Raw genomic sequence first — 19813 nt, 5'->3', positions numbered from 1 at the left:
TTACTTTGAGAAGTTACCGTAAAAACTGTTGAACTAATTTTTACTAATAAACACATTGACAAAAGCCAACATTTTTTGTAAAATAAGAATCAATTAAATACCAACACCGAATGAAGTTTAATAGAAGTGGGGAATCGTTTGATTTTCCATGACTGTAAATGGACGGAACTCTGGAGAGACCGTAAAGGCACCGAAGGGGCAAGGCAGGCAACTGCTCAAACTCTCAGGTAAAAGGACAGAGCTAGGATAGACCGCTTTTTAGCATTTATCTAAGCATTCCAGAGTACATGTATCTTGCATGTGCTCTTTCTTTTGGGGTTGAAACGATAGGAGAAGGAAATGTTAGAATTGCTTAAATCAATCGATGCTTTTGCTTGGGGACCGCCCCTCTTGATTTTATTGGTCGGAACAGGGCTTTACCTAACTATTCGGCTAGGACTCTTGCAAGTTTTGCGTCTGCCCAAGGCCTTTCAGCTTATTTTTATCCAGGATAAGGGACATGGGGATGTATCCAGTTTTGCAGCTCTGTGTACAGCCTTGGCATCAACTGTTGGAACAGGAAATATCATAGGAGTTGCGACGGCTATCAAGGTTGGTGGACCAGGAGCTCTATTTTGGATGTGGATGGCGGCTTTCTTTGGAATGGCTACCAAGTATGCGGAAGGACTCTTGGCCATCAAATACCGCACCAAGGACGACCATGGTGCAGTAGCGGGAGGTCCCATGCACTATATCCTTCTAGGGATGGGAGAAAAGTGGCGACCACTTGCTGTTTTGTTTGCAGTAGCAGGAGTATTGGTTGCTCTCTTGGGAATCGGAACCTTCACCCAAGTCAACTCGATTACAGAATCTATCCAAAATACAACGATGATTTCACCAGCCATCACAGCTCTCGTTTTGTCTGTTTTTGTAGCGATTGCAGTCTTTGGCGGACTCAAGTCCATTTCAAAGGTTTCAACTACTGTTGTTCCTTTTATGGCTATCATTTATATCTTAGGAACTCTTACAGTTATTTTCTTTAATATCGGGAAAATTCCTTCTACAATCGCTTTAATCTTGACATCGGCTTTTAGTCCCCTTGCTGCGGTAGGTGGATTTGCTGGTGCTAGCGTTCGGATGGCTATTCAAAATGGTGTGGCGCGTGGTGTGTTCTCAAATGAATCTGGTCTAGGTTCTGCTCCCATTGCAGCGGCTGCGGCTAAGACAAATGAACCAGTAGAGCAAGGTTTGATTTCTATGACAGGAACCTTTATTGATACTCTCATTATCTGTACTCTGACTGGTTTGACCATCTTGGTGACTGGTGTTTGGAGTGGTGACTTAAATGGGGTTGCCTTGACTCAGTCAGCCTTCTCAACAGTCTTTTCACACTTTGGGCCTGCCCTCTTGACCATCTTCCTTGTACTTTTTGCCTTCACAACGATTCTAGGTTGGAACTATTACGGAGAACGCTGTTTCGAGTTCCTCTTTGGTGTTCGTTTTATCTGGCTCTACCGTGTGGTCTTTGTGCTCATGGTCTTGTTGGGAGGATTTATCGAGTTGGATATGGTCTGGATTATCGCAGATATCGTCAACGCCTTGATGGTTCTGCCAAACTTGATTGCCCTCTTAGTCTTGTCGCCAGTCGTTATTGCTGAAACTAAAAAGTATTTTGACAAATAATGAAATCACACATGGCGTGTGATTTTTTTGCCTATAAATGATTTTTATCAAGCTGATATATAATATATATTATGCAAATGATTGGAAGTGTGATAAACTAATACTCAATGAAAATCAAAGAGCAAACTAGGAAGCTAGCCGCANNGGTAAGGCGACGCTGACGCGGTTTGAATTTGATTTTCGAAGAGTATAATATACAACGAAAATCTTATGAGAGAATAAACCTTTGTCTTAAATAAACTTAGGAATCAGGATTTTATAAGATTTTCCAATAATATTAGTGTCAATAACAAGAAAAGAGGTATCTTATGACAACATTTACAATCCATACAGTAGAATCAGCACCGGCAGAAGTGAAAGAAGTTCTTGAAACAGTAGAAAAAGACAACAATGGCTATATTCCCAACCTAATCGGTCTCTTGGCCAATGCACCGACTGCTTTAGAAGCCTACCGAACTGTCGCATCTATCAACCGTCGCAACAGCCTGACACCCGTTGAGCGTGAAGTGGTGCAAATCACGGCAGCCGTGACCAATGGTTGTGCCTTCTGTGTCGCAGGTCACACAGCCTTTTCCATCAAACAAATCCAGATGAATGATGACTTGATTCAAGCTCTTCGCAATCGTACTCCAATTGAAACAGATCCTAAATTGGATACCCTAGCTAAGTTTACTTTGGCAGTTATCAATACCAAGGGTCGTGTAGGAGATGAAGCCTTGGCTGAGTTTTTAGAAGCTGGCTACACGCAACAAAATGCCTTGGATGTAGTCCTTGGTGTCAGCCTAGCAAGCCTCTGTAATTATGCCAACAACCTAGCCAATACCCCAATTAACCCAGAATTGCAACCTTATGCTTAATTCATATCTGAGTAAAAAATGAAGTCTGAAATCAACGGACTTCGTTTTTTATCCCCTCATTTAAGCGCTTTTATGCTATACTGAAACTAACATGATTATTGGAGGTTAGGATGAAAAAATTCCCCTTAGTATTTTCAGGTTGTATGCTAGGTTTGGCAGGAGCTGGAAATCTCGTTTTAGATACGTTGCCGGTTCTGTCCCATCTATTGAGTCTGACAGGTTTGATTTTGTGGATTTACTTTCTGCTTCTGCATCTTTTTAATTGGAAAGAAACCAAGCAAGAGTTGACCAAGCCCCCTCTTTTATCAGGAATGGCCACCTTTCCCATGGCTGGGATGATTTTATCGACCTATGTCTTTCGCGTATTCCCTCATCTTCCTTTGGTTGCGCAAGGACTCTGGTGGTGTTCATTTCTCTTGGATTTGGCCTTGATTGCTGGTTTCACCATCAAGTTTGCTTATCCGGGTCGGAGGATTCATGCGACTCCTAGCTGGACGGTACTTTATGTGGGGATAGCAGTGGCTGCTTTAACCTATCCTCTTGTAGGTATCATCGAAATTGCCTATGCGACCTTGAGTTTTGGTTTTCTTCTAACCTTCTATCTCTATCCGCTTATTTATAGCGATTTAAAGAAAAATCCACTCCCATTAGCCTTGCTTGGGCAAGAAGGTATCTACTGTGCTCCCTTTTCTTTGCTTTTGGCTTCTCTGGTTCGAGTTGGAGGAGCTAGCCTACCGACTTGGGTCTTGATTTTCATGCTTTTGGCTTCCCAATCCTTCTTTTTCTTTGTTTTGACTCGCCTACCCAATATTTTAAAACAAGGTTTTCAACCAGCCTTCTCAGCCCTCACCTTCCCGACTATTATCACAGCTACTTCGCTTAAGATGGCTCAGGGAATCTTGAAACTTCCATTTTTGGATTATTTGGTACTGGCTGAAACTGTTATTTGCCTAATCATTTTGCTCTTTGTATTAGGCGCTTATCTGATTTGGTTACGAAAAAAGGTCTAGCTAGAAATAGCTAAACCTTATTTTTTATGGTTTGATGACCTCAGCTCCACCCATGTATGGACGAAGTGCTTCTGGGATGGTCACGGAACCATCTTCATTTTGGTAGTTTTCAAGAATAGCAGCCACTGTACGTCCAACTGCAAGTCCAGAACCGTTCAAGGTATGGAGCAATTTCACCTTGCCATCTGCTTCATCACGGTAACGGATTTGGGCACGACGGGCTTGGAAATCTTCTGTGTTTGAACAGCTTGAGATTTCACGGTAGGTATTTTGGGCTGGAATCCACACTTCCAAGTCGTAAGTCTTCGCAGATGAGAAGCCCATATCTCCAGTAGAGAGCGCAACGACACGGTATGGAAGGTTAAGTTTTTGAAGAATGTTTTCAGCGTTGGTTGTCATTTTTTCCAATTCTTCGTAAGATTCTTCTGGTTTGGCAAATTTAACCATTTCAACCTTATGGAATTGGTGCAAACGAATCAAGCCACGAGTATCACGACCAGCTGAACCAGCCTCAGAACGGAATGATGGGCTCATAGCAGTGAAATAGATTGGCAGGTCTTTACCGTCAAGGATTTCATCACGGTAGTAGTTTGTCAGAGGAACTTCAGCTGTAGGAATAAGGACGTAATTGCTGTCGCTGAGTTCAAAAGTATCTTCCTTGAATTTTGGATATTGACCAGTCCCAAACATAGAATCGTGGTTAACCATGTAAGGCGTGATGACTTCAGTATAACCTTCTTTGCCATGCTCGTCCAACATAAAGTTGTAGATAGCACGTTCCAAACGAGCACCGAGGCCTTTATAGAAGAGGAAGCGAGCGCCTGTTACCTTGCCACCGCGTTCCCAGTCGAGGATACCAAGGTCTTCACCAAGATCCCAGTGAGCTTTTGGCTCGAAATCGAACTCGCGTGGAGTGCCCCAACGACGAACTTCCACATTGTCATCTTCGTCAGCCCCAATAGGAACGCTGTCAGCAGGGATGTTTGGAAGAGTAGTAGTAAATTCTGTCAATTTAGCATCGATTTCTGCCAATTCAGCATCCAAGGCTTTAACCTCAGCAGATAGAGTTTGCATGGCAGCAATCTTGTCATCTGCATTTTCCTTGTTGCGTTTGGCTTGGGCAATCTCAGCAGAAACTGTGTTGCGTTCAGCCTTGAGAGTTTCAACCTTGACCAAGATGTCACGACGTTTAGCATCGATTTCTTTCATCTCGTTTAAGACAGCAGCATCTACACCACGTGTAGCCAATTTTTCTGCGACAGCATCAAAGTCTGTACGAATACGTTTGATATCTAACATAAGAACTCCTTTATGAAAAAAGCACACCTGACAAAGCGTTGGAGTGGCAGGGCCACGGTTCCATCCAACTTCACAGGTGTGCACTTGATTGTGTATGTAATTGTTATTAACGGTAGAATTTCACCTATCCCTCCTATCTGCTCGCAGCATCCGCAGACTTTCTGAAAGAAGAAGATAACCTACTTATCCGTTGCTATAATTATACTAAAGTTTCTACTTTTTTGCAAATAGATTTTTAAATTTTTGACCAATTGTCTGAATCAGGGTCGGAAGTTTGATGACCTTGTCATTACCCAGTTTTTCACGAGCAATTTTGAGAATGGCACCTGAGTCTTTTGAAGCAAAGAGGAATTTTCCTTTGTCTGTAAAGACTTCGAAGTGGCGACTGATTTTCCGCCCAGTGACATTGGCTCCAATTTGGTTGATATGGCTCCAAGGAATCTGGATAAATTGTTCAACATTGACATCGGGGTAAAATTCCAAAGCCTGATCTCCGACAAGGAATTTCCCAACTTTCCCAGCGATAGAGAGGTAGGAAGTGCCTGTCGTACTGAGGAGTACTGTTTTGTTAAGTGATTGAGCCATGCTTAGTCTTCCTTACTTTCTCCAAAAAAGGCATTGTAGAGGGCTTTGATTGCTGCTTTCTCTTGGTCTTTATTGACAACAAACATAATAGAAACTTCACTAGAACCTTGAGACATCATCTGGATGTTGATTTTGTTTTCAGATAGAGCGCGTGTCGCAGTAGCAGTCACTCCGATATGGCTCTTCATTTTTTCACCAACAATCATAATGATAGAAAGGTCGTGTTCGATTTCTGCATGATCTACTTTAGCCTTTTGAACCAACTGACGCAGGATTTCTTCTTCCTTGATAGGAGTTAGTTCGCGAGAACGGAGGATGATTGAAAGATCGTCGATACCGGTTGGCATATGTTCCCAACCGATGTTAAGATCTTCAAGGATTTGCAGAACCTTGCGTCCAAATCCAACCTCACGGTTCATAAGGTATTTCGACATGTTGATGCTGACAAAGCCTGAGTCACCAGCAATTCCCACAACTGGAAATTCATCACTACTGTGTTTTAGAACGATACGAGTACCTGGGTGGTCAGGGTTATTGGTATTCTTGATAACCAGAGGGATTTTTCCACGGTAGGCAGGAAGAAGAGCTTCGTCATGAAGAACTGAGAATCCTGCATAGGCCAACTCACGCATTTCACGGTAGGTCAACTCAGGGATCGAGTGTGGTTGGTGGATAATACCAGGGTGGGCTGCAAAGATACCATCAACGTCCGTAAAGTTTTCATAGAGGTCGGCTTTTACACCTGCAGCAATGATAGAACCTGTAATATCAGAACCTCCACGTGAGAAAGTACAGATTTGATTTTCCTTGGTAACTCCAAAGAAACCAGGAATGACAAGAACTTCATTTGCATTTGTCAATTCTTCAATCTTGTCATAACTTGATGGAATGATGCGAGCGTGACCAGGTTCACTTGTGACCACAATCCCAGCTTCTCTAGGGTGCATATAGCGTGCATCGATACCATTTTGGTTAAAGTAGGCAGCAATCAATTTGGCATTGTTATTTTCACCGGCTGCTAGGAAAGTATCGTAGAGAAATTCATTTTCATCAATAGGAAGAGTGGCCAAGGCACGAATACTTTTTGAAATTTTTTCTAGCACAGCTGGTTTAAGACCTAGTTCACTAACCATAGCAGCATAGCGGTCGATAATCCAGTTTTGGCTCTTGCTAATATCGTTACCAGCAACATAATCGCGGTAGTATTTAATCAAGGCATCCGTAACCTTAGTATCTTCAGCATTGCGTTTTCCTGGTGCAGAAACAACTACAAAACGACGCTCTGGATCGCTTTTGACGATGTTTAAAACTTTTTCTAATTGACTAGCAGAGGCAAGAGAGCTACCTCCAAATTTAACAACTTTCATAAGAACTCCTAAAGTAAGTATTTTATACGATTATAGCAGAAAAATGAATATATGCCAATATGACAGCTTTTTTTAATACTCTATATTTTGTTTTAAGAACTTTTTAGGAACTTTTTAACTTTTCAAGAGCCATTTCAAACACTGCAGCGGTCTTTTTTTGGTTCGTTTCAGATAGGTGGCTGTATATATCCATGGTCATGGAGATTTTTGAATGACCTAACCTAGTTTGAATATCTTTATAACCTAGTCCAGCGTTTAACAAGATACTAGCGTGGGTATGGCGGAATGCGTGAAAACCTAGGCTTGGGCAGTCAGCTTTTTTCAAGTGCTCTTTTAAGCGGTATTGCAGGCGGTTAGTTTTTTTGTATTCGTCAAAACTATTAGGGAATACTTTTTGGTAGCTGATACCAATAGTCCGCCCGTTTTCTGCTTGTCTTGCTTTGTAAAGTCTAAGCATGAGTAGAGTTTTTTTGTCAAGGTCAAGCGTTCGGATGGCGCTTTTACTTTTGGGGCTGTTTAGCGTTCCTAAAAGGTTTAGAGTCTTTGTTACTGAGATAGTCCCGTCTTGTAAGTCAATATCTGACCATTTGAGGGCTAGACATTCCCCAATCCGTAAACCAGTGGCGAGTAGAGTTTTATATAGCACGGTATCGTAAAAATTTTTATAGGTATTGTCCAAACCGTCCAGGTAATCGAGGAATTTTTTTAAATCCGTATCGTTTAGATACTTGATTTTTGTTGGTGTATTTTTGGCTTTGCGTGGTACGATGGTATCCCTTGCAGGATTTGAGGGCAGGGCTTGAAGGACTACACCATACTGTAAAATACGTTTATTGGTTGAATGTAGTAAGCTATAATTTTTGTAGCCGTAACCGCTGTTATATGCTTGCGCCCAATCGTTGACAACTTTCTGAATAATTGGGGGTGTGAGTTTGTCCAGCTTGTAAGATCCAAAGGCTGGCAAAAGATAATTTTTCAGCATACCTTTATAGACTACCATTGTGTTAGGCTTTACGGTGTGACGGTAACTGTCCCACCAGCTTTCAACCAGTTCTCCATAGGTCAATAGAGTGGCAGCCTTGTATACTGTAGACCCTCCTTTTTCAAAGTCTATTTGAGCCTGTAGTGCTTTGGCTTTGAGTTCTCTCTTGGTTCGCCCTGATATAGTCGTCTTGACTTTCTTACCCGTTACGGTATCGATGCCAAGATAGACGCTGGAGCGATAAACTGTAGATCCGTCTTTTTTTGTGTGTTGTGTAATTTTCATGGTTTTAACTCCTTTTTCATCAGCAGGCAAGCAATTAGAAAAGGTTTTGAGTTTATACCATGCGAGGAGCTACGAGAATGCCCCTATTTTCGATTTTAAGTAGTCAGACGGCAAGTTGTACCAGAATAGAAAACAAGGCGGATATGGGGCTTATATGGGCTTGTTTAATGAACGAGTTTATTTGATTGTTGCCAATTAGGAGGGAAGCCTAGTTCGTTTAAAAAGAAATCAATAGAGAGTGTATGTAAATGTTTAGAGAAGTCTTTAAATCGTGATAGGAGCGTATTATGTAGTTTAGCATACTCATTAGCGCTTAGGAAACATTGTAACGCAATCATGGTATGGTAAGGACTACTTTTTGCGTCTGTATTCTTTATATTGTGCTTGTCGTGTAAATCAGGATAGTATTTCAAGCTATTTCTACACTTGAAACCATATAAGCGGTTATCGTGAGCGCAAACATTTCTAGTTTCTGCTAGGTTTTCAACAAAGGAAATCAGCATATCCCTAGTAAAAGTTTTCTTAATAGTGCAGTGTTCACTAATAAAACTGTAAGACTTCTTTGCAATTCTATCTTGTAGGGAAAGTGGCAAACTCTTTAAAATTGCGAGTATATCTCCAAAAGTCAAGTAATCCACGATTACCCAGAAAGGGACGTCGCTATGTTTATTGAAATAGTGTTGTATGCTATTGCTTTTTCGGCTTGATTTATGTTTATCAATGATTTTTACGATTTGACGAATCACAAAAGGGACAGTCCTCTTGTTTTTCTTGTAGTCGTAGTTTTGGTAATCTAAGTAAAAATAAGGAGTAGTAGGGTAAGTCTCGGAAAAAACATAAGCTAATATAGATTTTATGTGTTTCTCAGCTTCTAAGATAGCTTTTAGGAAGGTGTATTTGATTTCCTTATCATAGAAATATGTATAAGTAATTTCCGAGAAATTAGCACCTTGTATATAATTGTTGTGTGGATCAGTAAAATATTACAAGCCCCCGTTTATGTAATAACTCTATTTGTTCTTGTATAGTCTTGAATGGTTTGGACAAAAAAAGGCACCTCCTAAATACATAGAAGGCGCTTTTTTCGCTATCCCGTTTCACTGAGAATTATCGGGCGCTATTCTCTTAAGTACCTTCATTGTATGATAATTTTAAATGTTAGTCAACACTTTTGTTCAAAATAATTGATTTTTCTTTACTTCGTTTTGTTGGGTAAAATCGGCTTTCTATTCTTCAATTTCCCCTGTTTTTGCACAATAGACCTTGGAAATAGGGGTGCTATTGGCGAATATGGGGGAGCTTTATAGAATTTTTTCAAATACCATTGTGGCTTGAATACGGTCACCACCGCCTAGTCCTTTGCTTCCACCATTGGCGGTTGTGATGGTATGCAGGCGGTAGCCTTTTGCTACTTGGGTGTTAATGACGTTTTCTAATTCTGTCAAGTTTCCTGATCCAGTACCGAAAAATTTTTCTTTCAAAGTTACCTGAAGGACAACGTAGTGTAGTCCATTTACTCCTTTTCGTCGTTTCTTTCAGATAGTTTTTTTACTAAATCAAAAGCTATTTTTTTATCATAATCATTTAAAGAAATATAGTTGATTAAAATATCTGCAAAATTTGTACCAATTTCAGCATCATTTATTATTAACTTTTCTATAGTCAGCATGTAGCTTTGATTAAAATTCACTAAGCCTTTGCCGAAATTCTCGTATTTTTTAGGATTATTTATATGTTTTTCAATGTTCTCATATGCTGATTGAACCTTTTTTAGTAAATCATAATTAGGTTTAATGTTATTTAATTCATTCATATCAAGATTTTTAAAAAAATCTTGTAATTTAGTAGTCATTTCTTCGGGAGATATTTTATCATGGCCTAAAAGAGTTGCGACACTTACCCCAAAGAAGTCAGCAAGTTGCTGGGCTTTTTCTGGTTTAATTTGACGTTCACCTTTTTCCCAATAAATGTAAGTTCTTTTTGTAACTCCTATTTCATCAGCTATTTCTTGCTGGGTCATTCCTACTTTACCGTTAAATTCTTTATTTAACCTCAATTTTTTTAACTTATTATCCATATCAAACAAATACCTTTCAAGAGTATTTTACCACGTTTATTTGCAATGTTGCAAAATAATTTCAACATTTTATAAAAAAAGTATTGACATTGAATAAAAAGTGCAATATAATGTTTTTGTTAACAATAGGTTGAACAAAAAGTACACCATAAAAAATGTTTTTCAATCTAATGTGGTGAAATTTCTAAAAAGTGAGGTAAAAAATGAAAAATAACATGAGATTGTTATTAGCAAAGCAACGTAAGAAAACTGCTGATGTTGCAGAAGCTACAGGAATTTCAAAAAGCACTTTGACGGCTTTGTACTATGAACGTGCAAAGAATCCAAGTCTTGATACATTGAAAAAAGTATCTAGTTACTTGGGTGTTACGCTGGATGAATTTTTAGATACGAAAGATTAGAAAGGAGCGAACTAATCGCAATACTACTCTACATTTACAGATTTCTCATGTGGTGCTTTACCATTGGAGATTGATAAACGGATCTAGCTAAATATTTGCTTGCTACCTATAGCAGTATCAAGGGTTTGTAGGGGTTCATATTCTCCGATTTTACCCTACTTTAATGCTTTACCTTGGTACTGTTTTAGGTGGCAAGCACTGACAAAAGAAGAAAGGAGTGAACCAATGGAACTGGTTTACATGGACGGCAAGAAAGAGCCGTATACTACGAGCGAAATCATCGCTGAATGTGCTGAAGTTACTCATCACACAATACAAGAACTTTTGAGAAAGCATAAAGCTGATTTTGAAAACTATGGAATTATCGCATTTGAAATGCGTAAATTAGACGGACGAGGGAGACCGATGAAAATCTATCGCTTGAACGAGCAACAGGCTACCTTGCTGATCACTTATCTAAAGAATACCGAACCTGTACGGCAATTCAAAATGAACCTAGTCAAAGCCTTTTTTGAAATGCGTGATGAACTTTCTAAACGCTATCTTCAAAGAGAACTGGAAAAGCCAAAGCGTAAAAGTTTAACTGAAGCTATTCAAACATGGGAGAAAGCACCTAAGCATGCCTATAGTACCCTTACAAACTTACTACTAAAGGGAGTGACAGGGAAGAATAAAGCGCAACTCATGAAGGAGCGAGAAAGTAAGAACGGCATTGATGGTTTGACAAGTGCAGAACTGACAAACTACCAACGTTTGGAAGATATGGCAATAGCTATGATTAACTTGAATAGGGGATATTCAGAAATTAAGGAATTAATTTTTAAAGCATAGGAATATAGAAAATGGAAAATGAATTTAAGACAGTTACAAATGCCAAGGGTTTAGAAATTCCCAAGTATCCCAAGGATTTTAAAAAGCTAGTTGAGAAAGACAGACAACTAGCCGAATATCTTTGTATGAACTATGAGGACTTAGAAAGTGAAGACCTGGGCGCATTTCTTGAAACGGTGGAGCAGGGATTCAGCTGGATTCTGGATCTTATCGAAAGTAAAGACTTGCTTTATAAACCAAAGTCAGGTAGTAATCATGCAAAAAGAAAATAAAAAAATCACTTGCTCAAATTTTGACCGAGGAGAGCAAGCGACAAGATTAAGGATATAGAAATTTTTTCTATGCTCCGATTATAGCAGAAAACAGCTATTTTATCAAATACAAACGAAAAACCGAAGAGCAGGCAAGCAATTAGAAAAGGTTTTGAAATCAAGCGCTGACAGGGTGATTCTAAGGCCTTGTTTAGCTGAAAGATGGGTAATTACTCACGAAACACCGCTACAAGCGTTCGCCAACTTGGGGCAATCGCCCAGCGTTTGGAGTGGGTGGAAACCTGTATAAGAAAAGGCAAAAGAAAAGGAAATAATATGACAGTAAATACAAATGATGTTCTAGTAGATTATGAGGGGCTTTGTTGTCAGTTAACTGATACTCTACTAGTCTTAGAAATGGCTAGTATGGAAGACAGTAAACAATCATCAGCTTTACTAAATACAGTAATCCAAGCTATGAACCAACTCATTTCAGAACATACTCAACAGGCTAATGACTATAGAAAGGGGATAAAACATGAATGAGTTAGATTTAACCAACATACAGGCGGTTATCTTTATTGTGGTAGCTATTGGTTTACTAATCTATCTAAACCACCTAGACCGCGAAAAAAGCGCCAAAATAGAGCGAGAAAACCAACAGACGATAGAAACACCTAACGAGAGTTTAACCCCCGATTATGGGCGTTATATTCAGCTTGCAGGGGTTAAGCCATGGGGGTACTAAGATGTTTGAAAAAATGATTGAAGATTTAAAGTCTAAGATTTTGGAAGCAGTGGAACGGTATTTAAAAAGTCATGAGAAAGTACCTCAAAAAAGATTAGATTTAATCAGCAAGGTGGAATTAAAGGAAGAACTGGGCATAGGAGATAAAACCTTGACGAAATGGGAAGGTGCAGGACTACCGCAGTATATACCGCCTATTGAAGATACTAGAAAAGCGTATTATAAAATCTCAGATGTTTTAAAGTTTTTGGGGGTAGATGATGGCAAAGACTAAAATATATTTTTGGTTAAAAGTTGATAAGAAGTTTTTTGATAATCTTTTTATTAAACGACTTAAAAATATGCCTGGTGGCTACACTATGACAGTGATTTATATCCGTCTTATGTTGGAAAGTTTAGAAGATGATTGTATTTTGTACTATGAGGGGTATTTTGATAATTTGATACAGGAGCTAGCTTTAAAATTGGATGTGTCCGAGGATGATATAAATATGACAGTTGCATATTTTACAAAATGCGGACTGATTCAGATAGACGATGATGGACATGCTACATTATCACAAGCAAAAGCCATGGTTGAGAGTGAAACAAACTGGGCAAAATACAAGCGAGAACAAAGAAAAAACAGTCAAGATTTACCAAAATTGGATAATGTCCAAAATAAAAAGACTATTTCCAACTCACGTCCAACAGAGATAGAGAAAGAGAATAGAGTTAATAGTAAGAGTAATAATTTATATTTAGATAATATATTGTCGGGAAATCCCGACTACAATTTTCCTACTTGGCTTGAAGAAACAGCTATAAAAGATTTAGAGAAAACAAAATATAAAGAACTTTGGATTCCTATTGTTTATCTGAATCAAGTAGCTAATAAGAGGTATAAGTTTGTTGATAAGACAAAAAGGCTTTTATTAGCACGATTCAAAGAAGGCTATACACTTGAAGATTTTAAACAGGTAATAGATATTAAAACGGCAGAATGGAAGGATAGTCCTGAATTTTCTAAATATCTGAGACCTGAAACACTTTTCGGATCTAAGTTTGACGGTTATTTGAATCAAAAGCCTAAAACCATAAAAGGGAAGTCAGAAGATAACTTCCCAGATCTACCATTTTAGGAGTTGCAAGGATGAAGGAACAATTTAAAGAGTTCAATAACAGAAAAATATCGGATAAAGTTTGTGATATTCATCAGGTAAATTACTGGGAAATTTCTATACCTGTAGTAGGGAGTTCAGAAAGAAAAATACAATCATTTTGCCCGAAGTGTGTGAAGGGGGATATTAAACAAAAAGAGAAAGACCTATTACAGCGGTTTGATGATAGACAAACATATTTTAAAACTTATGATGTATTAATGCGTGATAGTACAATTCCTAAAGAGTTAAAGGGAGCGACATTTGATAATTTCTTTGTTAAGACTACAGAGGAAGGTCAGATGTTAGAGTTTGTAAAGGGTCAAGCCCAGAAATACCTTGCAGGTATGACGGGAAATACTTTAATCAGCGGTAGCACAGGAATAGGAAAAAGTCATTTATCGCTTGCCCTGGCCAAAGAAATCAATGAGAGTTTCAGAGAGAAGAACGATCCTAAGAGTGTTTTATTTGTTAGCTTAACCGAGATTATCAAGCAGATAAAAGAAGGCTGGGCTTATGGAAGAAATGCAAACTTAACAGAATATGAGGCGGTTAAAAAGCTTGTTGATGTTGATTTTCTAATTATCGATGACCTGGGGGCAAAAAATGGGACGGTAACACCTAAGAGCGATTGGGAACAGGATTTCTTGTTTGATATTATCAATAATCGAGAAACTACGATTTTCAACACGAACCTAGATAGTAGTGAACTGCGGACTGTTTATAATGCTAGAAACTCAAGTAGAATTTTGAAAGGTTTAGAGGGGAACACTTTTAAGGCTTTCACAATCAAAGATAAGCGATATACGATTAATACAGTGAGAGGAGAGAAAGGTTAATAGATATGGATGAAATGAAATTTTCAACAGAAAAAGGCTTTATTGTCTACGAAAAATGTGGTATAATAGAGATAGAAAAAGTTCCAAGATTTGGAGAGATAACTTTAGTCTACTCAGATGGGAAATTTACTCATCTAGTCAAAAAAGAAACTAAAAAATAAGTCTATTGAGAACAACTCAGGGGCATACCGTAAGCATATGATGCTAGTGGTATGCCCTTTTTTGCTTGAGAAGAAAGGAGGTGAAGAAGATGACGGTAGATACTTCATTAGGGTATGTGGTAGCTAGTAAGTTTTCTATTGATCCGGAAAAAAGACAGAAAATATTTTCAAAATGTAAAAATGAAGATAGCAGTTTAGAAAGTGGGAACCATGAAATACTAGAAAAATATGCTGACGAAAACACAAAATCAACAGTTAGAAAAAATGATTTTAAAAGCTCGTAGAGTTCTAAAAGAAAAGCTAAGAGCTAAGAACTTTAGAAAAAATTATAAACAACGAGGAGCAATAAAGAGATAAAGGAGGGTAAAATGAGTTTAACGAGTGATTTAGCAAATGAAATTGCTAAAACTTTGGAAGCTTATTCTGAAGAAGTTGAAGAACAGATAGATTTAATTGCTGAAGAGGTTACAAATGAAGCAGTGAATGAATTGAAACAAACAAGTCCTAAAAGATATGGGAAATATGCGAAAAATTGGCGCTTTAAGAAAAATTCTAAAGGTTCTTTTGTAATCTATAATGCAATGCAGATCCAACATATAGATTAACTCATTTATTAGAACATGGACATGTATTAAGAAATGGGGGACGCAGCAAAGCAATTCCTCACATAAAACCAGTAGAGGAAAAAATAAAAGAGAAATTTGAACAAAAAATAAAAAAAATAGGCAGATAATCTAAAAAATAAGATAAAGGAGTATAAAATGGCTAAAAAATTTAGTTTGGTAGAAAAGTATGTAAGAAGTAGAGGAATGAGTATCGATGATAAAAATTCAAAAACAGGTTTAATATTATCACAAGATATAACAAGTATCTATGACGTTCCTGAAGAAGGAAAAGAACTAGTGGATCTTGTTAATGTGATTGAGTATACGGGTACTGGTGGAACATATGAAACTGTAGGTTTTGACGATGAACATCTATCAGAACTTGAATCGGAAGAGTTTAGAGAAAGTGAAATTGTAGAACTTAGAAAAAAACAGATTAGAACTAAGTTCGAACACAAGACATTTTCAGGCCGTATCCCCTTATCGTCTGAACAAGTTGATGATGGAGAATATAATATATTAGACTTCTTAAGTAACAAAATTACCCGTCTTTGTCGTAAAACACGTAATATTGAAATTGGAAAAATTCTAAAAGAAGCACCTGAAAAAAATGTTTCTAATTTTGACGAATTGAAAGACACCATAAACGATTTGAATCCTGAACGTCATAATACTCTTGTATTAAGTCAGTCGCTATTTAAGTTTTTAGATAAAGAGAAATCTAGTGATGGAAATTATATTTTAAAAATTAACAAGAAAGAACGATACTCAGAAAACTTATACGTTGATGATGTTATTGTTGTGTCTGATGAAGTACTAGGAGTAAAAGGCGATAAAGTTGCTTTCGTTGGGGATTTGTACAATTTCGCTACTTTATTTGAAAGAAATAAAAATAGCTTACGTTGGGTAAGTGAATCCGTTATTTATGGAATGAGTTTAATGCTTTATACTCGTTTCGTTGTGAAGAAAATTGAAACGGCTTGCGCTTTCTTTATAAAATGGAATTAGGAGATAGGGGATGGATATTAGAGAAGTATTATCAATATTAGAAAATCTTGATGATAAAAAAGATAAGATTGCAAAAGCAAGAACAAAGTTGGAAGAAAAAAGAAAAACAATTACTGGAGAGAAGAAGGTTTTATTTGATAATATTGATTCTTTTTTTGAGGATAATGCTACTTCCTTAGAACAAATTGCTAAAATGAGTGAATCAATCAATCTTTTAGAGAAAGAGTATGATACTTATTTCTGGGAGGCAAAGGCAGCGATATTTGAATATATCTTTAAAGAGACTAAGCGAAGAGCTGAAGAAAAGAAAATCTATAAACGTTACCAGAAGAAACTTAGTATAATTTTAGATGCCTACGATGAAATTCAAGCACTAAAGAAAGATGTAGAAGAAATACATAAAGGCGTAGTTGGAGAAATAACTCAGGAGCATTCTCTTGAAGTATATCGGACAGAAGTAAATCCAACAAGCATCCTTCCGTTCTTAAATCCTGATGTCAGTGGGCATATGAATTTTTCTAAGGAATATCGTAAGATTAAAGAGTATTTAGGTAAAGAGTAGTTCATTAGAAACAAGGCTGATTTGAATATCAAGAAATTGATAGCTATATCAAAAATGGCCTTGTTTTTAATTTTAGTAAATTAGTTTCACAAAATGAAGAAAGCATAAACTAAAATAGAGTATAGGCTTGGAAGCCATGTATATCAGTAAGTTATAGAATGGGGTGAGTTTCACAGAATGTAAGATAAGAGAAACTGGGGAATAAATTAGAGGGATACTTCTTTAAATTGTCATATTGAATAGTTGTCAAACTTAAAACAATGATACCTGGTAAGTGGAGTGTTGGAAGGCTTTTAGCGCTTTTTGTCAGTTTGACAGAATTTACAATTTGACAAATTGAAAGATAAAAAATTTTTTAAATTTAAGTGGAGGTACTTGCCTATGTACGAGTTGAGTAACAGAGACCTGGACGGGATAGATATTGAGTTAGGACGATATAGAACGCTTGCTAATAAAATTTATTTGAGAAGACAGGAACTGATACATAATAAGAAACATAGCACTGAAGATTATACTGGTGGGAAAGGCAAGACAGTATCTAGTCCTACTGAAACGACAATTATTAGAATTGAAGAAGACCAAACACTAAGATATTTAGAAGGCTTCAAACTAGTTGTAGATACCTTGATGGAAAACTTAATTGAAAGTGATCTAGTAATTTTTAAAATGAGATATTTAGAAGCTGGTGCGACTTGGGAAGACGTGGCAGAGAAACTAAATAAAACTACTCGTTATATAAATAGTCGAAGAAAAGCAATCGCTAAAAGATTTATAGAACTGAAAGGATATTGACACTCCCCCCACGTTGAAAAAAATTTTTTGAAGCCTCTGGGAACCGGTGAAGGGAACTTTTTCCAAGTCGGAGACCTCCAGACAAAAAGGGGGTAAAAACTGGCCAATTTACCAGAAAAATGATTAGTTTTGAAAAATGAAGAAATTTAGGGGAAGAAATTAAGCTCCTACCCTTTCTTTTGCTTTGTTTAAAACACCACGGACAAACTACAAGCCCTTAGAAACGAATCTGGGGGCTTTTGTGAGGTTATAAAAACAAGTGTAAAAAATACGTGTTACACATTGACAAATATTTCAAACAAGTGTATAATATAATTAAAGATACGGAAAGGAGAAACCGATGACCGAAAGAGAACTAAAGAAACTCGCTAAGAAAAAAGGGTTTATCAAAACAGCTTTTGGTAAAGGTTCGCATGAAGTTTGGAAACATCCAGATGGAAGAACGGTCACGATACCTAAACCAAAAGAAAACGATTATAGACCTGGAACACTTGGCAAGATTTTGAAAGTATTGGAAGGGGAGTAAAAAAGCTCCCTCCCCTATATTGGGGCGGTCATTGGTTATTATCAGATTATGAAATACACTTACTTGGCACTATTTGAAGTGGATACAGAAAACGGCGGTTATACAATCACGTTCCCTGATTTTCAAGGAGCAGTTAGCGAGGCTGACACCTTAAACGAGGCAATTTATAAGGCCCGTGAGGTGCTAGAAATTTATACAATCATGTTTGAAGATGAAGGCAAAGAGTTTCCAGGACCTTCAAGTTTTAAGGCTTTGGCTAGTCAACTTGGCAGTGATGAGGATATTCTGCAAGCTATCTCAGTAGATACGGAACTAGTTAGAGAGCGCGAACGTTCTAAGATTGTCAATAAGACTGTAACCCTACCTAGTTGGTTGGTTGAAGTTGGTAAAGAAAATAAAATCAATTTCAGTCAGCTACTACAAAAAGCGATCAGAGAAGAATTACAGGTATAACGTCATAAAGTACGTACTTCATGGTATAATATACCTATCAGCAATAAAAAAAGCACGTTTGATTGTGCTAGTTTCTTGCCTGCTGAACTCATTATTTATTGCCCTTTTTGAGGGCTTTTTTTGTGGACTTTTTGAGAATTTTTAAGAACTTTTAATGATATCTATTGAAATGTGATTTTTTAAAAACTCAGTAATATCAAGGGTTTAGGAGCTGTAAATTGGTAAAAAGAAAGTTGCAAAAGGTAATATACGATTATAGCAGAAAGAAAGGCTTTTTTCAATGAAGAAAATAAGATGCTTTATAGGATAAAGCGAGCCTTTCCAATCGGCTGAGACACTTTCAGTCAATTTTTTCTTGCTTTCTGCTCCTGAAAAAGATATACTTTGCAAATAAAATAATTCAATACTCAATGAAAATCAAAGAGCAAACTAGGAAGCTAGCCGTAGTCAGCTCAAAGCACTGCNNGAAGTCAGCTCAAAATACTGTTTTGAGGATGCAGATGGAAGCTGACGCGGTTTGAAGAGATTTTCGAAGAGTATAAACTGCTTATAAAATAAAAAGGAGCCCTGATGGAACATATTATTTATCAGCTTGAAGAGGATTTGGCAATTATTACTTTAAACCGTCCTGATGTCGCTAATGGTTTCCATATTCCCATGTGTGAGGAGATCTTAGAAGCCTTGACTCTGGCAGAAGAAAATCCAGCTGTGCATTTTATCTTAATCAATGCCAATGGAAAGGTCTTCTCAGTTGGGGGAGATTTGGTAGAGATGAAGCGGGCAGTGGATGAGGATGATATTCCATCATTGACAAAAATCGCAGAGTTGGTCAATACGATTTCTTATAAAATCAAGCAAATAGCCAAACCTGTTTTAATGGAAGTTGACGGTGCTGTTGCAGGTGCCGCAGCGAATATGGCTGTTGCGGCAGATTTCTGTTTGGCGACGGATAAGGCTAAGTTTATCCAAGCCTTTGTTGGTGTTGGTTTGGCTCCAGATGCAGGGGGAATTCATCTCTTGAGCCGCAGTATCGGTGTGACGCGTGCTGCTCAATTAGCTATGACAGGAGAGGCTTTAACGGCAGAAAAAGCCCTAGAATGGGGGTTGGTTTACCGCGTTTCTGAAGCTGAAAAACTTGAAAAGACGAGAGAACAGCTTCTTAAAAAATTAAGACGTGCTTCAAGTAATTCCTATGCTGCCATTAAGAAGTTGGTTTGGGAGAGCCAGTTTAAAGACTGGCAGGGTTACGCTACTTTAGAACTGAACCTACAGAAATCCTTAGCTCAAACAGAGGATTTCAAAGAAGGAGTGCGAGCTCATTCGGAGAGAAGAAGACCTAAATTTACAGGAAAATAAAAAATACTTGCATCATT

The 19813-nt window shown here is 37.7% G+C and carries 27 protein-coding genes and 1 riboswitch; of the genes, 20 read left to right on the top strand and 7 right to left on the bottom strand.

Annotated elements, in window-relative coordinates; all coding sequences use genetic code 11:
• The first annotated feature begins 160 nt into the window (after positions 1-160).
• A riboswitch (glycine riboswitch) is annotated at positions 161-249 on the top strand.
• A 90-nt stretch (positions 250-339) separates the two neighbouring features.
• From HT699_RS02375 to HT699_RS02365, 3 genes are all read left to right on the top strand, one after another.
• Positions 340-1662, top strand: coding sequence for a sodium:alanine symporter family protein (locus HT699_RS02375; protein ID WP_054388007.1), 1323 nt, complete (start codon positions 340-342; stop codon positions 1660-1662).
• Positions 1663-1970: 308 nt separating this feature from the next.
• A complete protein-coding gene (locus HT699_RS02370; protein ID WP_050223066.1) occupies positions 1971-2519 on the top strand; it encodes a carboxymuconolactone decarboxylase family protein in 549 nt (182 codons plus the stop codon).
• A gap of 110 nt (positions 2520-2629) precedes the next feature.
• Positions 2630-3529, top strand: coding sequence for a TDT family transporter (locus HT699_RS02365; RefSeq protein ID WP_166731659.1), 900 nt, complete (start codon positions 2630-2632; stop codon positions 3527-3529).
• Positions 3530-3553: 24 nt separating this feature from the next.
• Here HT699_RS02365 and serS read toward each other — a convergent pair whose 3' ends face one another.
• The 7 genes from serS to HT699_RS02330 all read right to left on the bottom strand — a co-directional run bounded on the left by serS (position 3554) and on the right by HT699_RS02330 (position 10124).
• Positions 3554-4828 carry a serine--tRNA ligase gene (serS, locus tag HT699_RS02360; RefSeq protein WP_100104178.1) on the bottom strand — a complete coding sequence of 425 codons (1275 nt, stop codon included), beginning with the start codon at positions 4826-4828 and terminating at the stop codon, positions 3554-3556.
• Positions 4829-5041: 213 nt separating this feature from the next.
• Entirely contained in the window at positions 5042-5413 is a 372-nt protein-coding gene (locus HT699_RS02355; RefSeq protein WP_000079356.1) for a DUF956 family protein, read from the bottom strand.
• A gap of 2 nt (positions 5414-5415) precedes the next feature.
• On the bottom strand, positions 5416-6780 hold the full coding sequence (locus HT699_RS02350) for an aspartate kinase (protein WP_172934078.1): 1365 nt from the start codon (positions 6778-6780) through the stop codon (positions 5416-5418).
• A gap of 103 nt (positions 6781-6883) precedes the next feature.
• Complete coding sequence (locus HT699_RS02345; RefSeq protein ID WP_172926345.1) at positions 6884-8047, bottom strand: site-specific integrase; 1164 nt, start codon at positions 8045-8047, stop codon at positions 6884-6886.
• Between the two features lie 164 nt (positions 8048-8211).
• Entirely contained in the window at positions 8212-9003 is a 792-nt protein-coding gene (locus HT699_RS02340) for an Abi family protein (RefSeq protein ID WP_172934079.1), read from the bottom strand.
• A gap of 345 nt (positions 9004-9348) precedes the next feature.
• The gene (locus HT699_RS02335; RefSeq protein WP_172926343.1) at positions 9349-9528 is read right to left on the bottom strand and encodes a DUF4177 domain-containing protein; all 180 of its coding nucleotides are present in this window, start codon (positions 9526-9528) and stop codon (positions 9349-9351) included.
• Between the two features lie 32 nt (positions 9529-9560).
• The gene (locus tag HT699_RS02330) at positions 9561-10124 is read right to left on the bottom strand and encodes a helix-turn-helix transcriptional regulator (protein WP_172926342.1); all 564 of its coding nucleotides are present in this window, start codon (positions 10122-10124) and stop codon (positions 9561-9563) included.
• A gap of 203 nt (positions 10125-10327) precedes the next feature.
• Between HT699_RS02330 and HT699_RS02325 the strand changes: the two genes are divergently transcribed.
• The 17 genes from HT699_RS02325 to HT699_RS02245 all read left to right on the top strand — a co-directional run bounded on the left by HT699_RS02325 (position 10328) and on the right by HT699_RS02245 (position 19796).
• Positions 10328-10525 (top strand): helix-turn-helix transcriptional regulator, encoded by a 198-nt coding sequence (locus tag HT699_RS02325; protein WP_064276818.1) that lies wholly within the window; start codon positions 10328-10330, stop codon positions 10523-10525.
• 225 nt (positions 10526-10750) lie between these two features.
• On the top strand, positions 10751-11356 hold the full coding sequence (locus HT699_RS02320; protein WP_172926341.1) for a Rha family transcriptional regulator: 606 nt from the start codon (positions 10751-10753) through the stop codon (positions 11354-11356).
• Positions 11357-11367: 11 nt separating this feature from the next.
• Positions 11368-11628 (top strand): hypothetical protein, encoded by a 261-nt coding sequence (locus HT699_RS02315; RefSeq protein WP_050218641.1) that lies wholly within the window; start codon positions 11368-11370, stop codon positions 11626-11628.
• 315 nt (positions 11629-11943) lie between these two features.
• A complete protein-coding gene (locus HT699_RS02310; RefSeq protein ID WP_049509650.1) occupies positions 11944-12153 on the top strand; it encodes a hypothetical protein in 210 nt (69 codons plus the stop codon).
• A complete protein-coding gene (locus HT699_RS02305; protein WP_172926340.1) occupies positions 12146-12355 on the top strand; it encodes a hypothetical protein in 210 nt (69 codons plus the stop codon). Before HT699_RS02310 ends, HT699_RS02305 begins: the two co-directional genes overlap by 8 nt.
• A gap of 1 nt (position 12356) precedes the next feature.
• The gene (locus HT699_RS02300) at positions 12357-12629 is read left to right on the top strand and encodes a hypothetical protein (RefSeq protein ID WP_061419259.1); all 273 of its coding nucleotides are present in this window, start codon (positions 12357-12359) and stop codon (positions 12627-12629) included.
• Positions 12616-13476, top strand: coding sequence for a conserved phage C-terminal domain-containing protein (locus HT699_RS02295; protein WP_172926338.1), 861 nt, complete (start codon positions 12616-12618; stop codon positions 13474-13476). The genes HT699_RS02300 and HT699_RS02295 overlap by 14 nt, the downstream gene beginning before the upstream one ends.
• 11 nt (positions 13477-13487) lie before the next feature.
• Positions 13488-14333: an ATP-binding protein gene (locus HT699_RS02290; protein ID WP_172934077.1), complete on the top strand. Its 846-nt coding sequence runs from the start codon at positions 13488-13490 to the stop codon at positions 14331-14333.
• 5 nt (positions 14334-14338) lie between these two features.
• Positions 14339-14494 (top strand): hypothetical protein, encoded by a 156-nt coding sequence (locus HT699_RS02285; RefSeq protein ID WP_000344069.1) that lies wholly within the window; start codon positions 14339-14341, stop codon positions 14492-14494.
• Positions 14495-14583: 89 nt separating this feature from the next.
• Positions 14584-14778 carry a hypothetical protein gene (locus HT699_RS02280; RefSeq protein WP_045605734.1) on the top strand — a complete coding sequence of 65 codons (195 nt, stop codon included), beginning with the start codon at positions 14584-14586 and terminating at the stop codon, positions 14776-14778.
• Positions 14779-14862: 84 nt separating this feature from the next.
• On the top strand, positions 14863-15099 hold the full coding sequence (locus HT699_RS12125) for an HK97 gp10 family phage protein (RefSeq protein WP_345789791.1): 237 nt from the start codon (positions 14863-14865) through the stop codon (positions 15097-15099).
• Positions 15100-15255: 156 nt separating this feature from the next.
• Positions 15256-16107: a phage major capsid protein gene (locus HT699_RS02270; protein WP_172934076.1), complete on the top strand. Its 852-nt coding sequence runs from the start codon at positions 15256-15258 to the stop codon at positions 16105-16107.
• 10 nt (positions 16108-16117) lie between these two features.
• A complete protein-coding gene (locus HT699_RS02265; protein WP_172926334.1) occupies positions 16118-16669 on the top strand; it encodes a hypothetical protein in 552 nt (183 codons plus the stop codon).
• A gap of 381 nt (positions 16670-17050) precedes the next feature.
• Complete coding sequence (locus HT699_RS02260) at positions 17051-17461, top strand: DUF722 domain-containing protein (protein ID WP_172926333.1); 411 nt, start codon at positions 17051-17053, stop codon at positions 17459-17461.
• Positions 17462-17801: 340 nt separating this feature from the next.
• Positions 17802-17987: a type II toxin-antitoxin system HicA family toxin gene (locus HT699_RS02255; protein WP_023935892.1), complete on the top strand. Its 186-nt coding sequence runs from the start codon at positions 17802-17804 to the stop codon at positions 17985-17987.
• 48 nt (positions 17988-18035) lie between these two features.
• Entirely contained in the window at positions 18036-18440 is a 405-nt protein-coding gene (locus HT699_RS02250) for a type II toxin-antitoxin system HicB family antitoxin (RefSeq protein ID WP_172928255.1), read from the top strand.
• A gap of 570 nt (positions 18441-19010) precedes the next feature.
• The gene (locus tag HT699_RS02245; RefSeq protein ID WP_000400065.1) at positions 19011-19796 is read left to right on the top strand and encodes an enoyl-CoA hydratase; all 786 of its coding nucleotides are present in this window, start codon (positions 19011-19013) and stop codon (positions 19794-19796) included.
• Positions 19797-19813 lie beyond the last annotated feature (17 nt).

It is taken from the genome of Streptococcus sp. 1055 (assembly GCF_013276815.1).
GTDB lineage: Bacteria > Bacillota > Bacilli > Lactobacillales > Streptococcaceae > Streptococcus > Streptococcus pseudopneumoniae.
Note: the sequence above shows the minus strand (reverse complement) of the source record. Positions and strands in the feature narration are given on the sequence as shown.

Excerpts from the sequence above, each read along its gene's own strand:
- HT699_RS02300 (WP_061419259.1), top strand. The coding sequence starts at position 12,357 with ATGTTTGAAAAAATGATTGAAGATTTAAAGTCTAAGATTTTGGAAGCA.
- HT699_RS02315 (WP_050218641.1), top strand. The coding sequence starts at position 11,368 with ATGGAAAATGAATTTAAGACAGTTACAAATGCCAAGGGTTTAGAAATT.
- HT699_RS02280 (WP_045605734.1), top strand. The coding sequence starts at position 14,584 with ATGACGGTAGATACTTCATTAGGGTATGTGGTAGCTAGTAAGTTTTCT.
- HT699_RS02255 (WP_023935892.1), top strand. The coding sequence starts at position 17,802 with ATGACCGAAAGAGAACTAAAGAAACTCGCTAAGAAAAAAGGGTTTATC.
- HT699_RS02305 (WP_172926340.1), top strand. The coding sequence starts at position 12,146 with ATGAATGAGTTAGATTTAACCAACATACAGGCGGTTATCTTTATTGTG.
- HT699_RS02295 (WP_172926338.1), top strand. The coding sequence starts at position 12,616 with ATGGCAAAGACTAAAATATATTTTTGGTTAAAAGTTGATAAGAAGTTT.
- HT699_RS02365 (WP_166731659.1), top strand. The coding sequence starts at position 2,630 with ATGAAAAAATTCCCCTTAGTATTTTCAGGTTGTATGCTAGGTTTGGCA.
- HT699_RS02310 (WP_049509650.1), top strand. The coding sequence starts at position 11,944 with ATGACAGTAAATACAAATGATGTTCTAGTAGATTATGAGGGGCTTTGT.
- HT699_RS02370 (WP_050223066.1), top strand. The coding sequence starts at position 1,971 with ATGACAACATTTACAATCCATACAGTAGAATCAGCACCGGCAGAAGTG.
- HT699_RS02290 (WP_172934077.1), top strand. The coding sequence starts at position 13,488 with ATGAAGGAACAATTTAAAGAGTTCAATAACAGAAAAATATCGGATAAA.
- HT699_RS02320 (WP_172926341.1), top strand. The coding sequence starts at position 10,751 with ATGGAACTGGTTTACATGGACGGCAAGAAAGAGCCGTATACTACGAGC.
- HT699_RS12125 (WP_345789791.1), top strand. The coding sequence starts at position 14,863 with ATGAGTTTAACGAGTGATTTAGCAAATGAAATTGCTAAAACTTTGGAA.
- HT699_RS02325 (WP_064276818.1), top strand. The coding sequence starts at position 10,328 with ATGAAAAATAACATGAGATTGTTATTAGCAAAGCAACGTAAGAAAACT.
- HT699_RS02265 (WP_172926334.1), top strand. The coding sequence starts at position 16,118 with ATGGATATTAGAGAAGTATTATCAATATTAGAAAATCTTGATGATAAA.
- HT699_RS02250 (WP_172928255.1), top strand. The coding sequence starts at position 18,036 with ATGAAATACACTTACTTGGCACTATTTGAAGTGGATACAGAAAACGGC.
- HT699_RS02375 (WP_054388007.1), top strand. The coding sequence starts at position 340 with ATGTTAGAATTGCTTAAATCAATCGATGCTTTTGCTTGGGGACCGCCC.
- HT699_RS02285 (WP_000344069.1), top strand. The coding sequence starts at position 14,339 with ATGGATGAAATGAAATTTTCAACAGAAAAAGGCTTTATTGTCTACGAA.
- serS (WP_100104178.1), bottom strand. The coding sequence starts at position 4,828 with ATGTTAGATATCAAACGTATTCGTACAGACTTTGATGCTGTCGCAGAA.
- HT699_RS02260 (WP_172926333.1), top strand. The coding sequence starts at position 17,051 with ATGTACGAGTTGAGTAACAGAGACCTGGACGGGATAGATATTGAGTTA.
- HT699_RS02245 (WP_000400065.1), top strand. The coding sequence starts at position 19,011 with ATGGAACATATTATTTATCAGCTTGAAGAGGATTTGGCAATTATTACT.
- HT699_RS02330 (WP_172926342.1), bottom strand. The coding sequence starts at position 10,124 with ATGGATAATAAGTTAAAAAAATTGAGGTTAAATAAAGAATTTAACGGT.
- HT699_RS02345 (WP_172926345.1), bottom strand. The coding sequence starts at position 8,047 with ATGAAAATTACACAACACACAAAAAAAGACGGATCTACAGTTTATCGC.
- HT699_RS02270 (WP_172934076.1), top strand. The coding sequence starts at position 15,256 with ATGGCTAAAAAATTTAGTTTGGTAGAAAAGTATGTAAGAAGTAGAGGA.
- HT699_RS02350 (WP_172934078.1), bottom strand. The coding sequence starts at position 6,780 with ATGAAAGTTGTTAAATTTGGAGGTAGCTCTCTTGCCTCTGCTAGTCAA.
- HT699_RS02355 (WP_000079356.1), bottom strand. The coding sequence starts at position 5,413 with ATGGCTCAATCACTTAACAAAACAGTACTCCTCAGTACGACAGGCACT.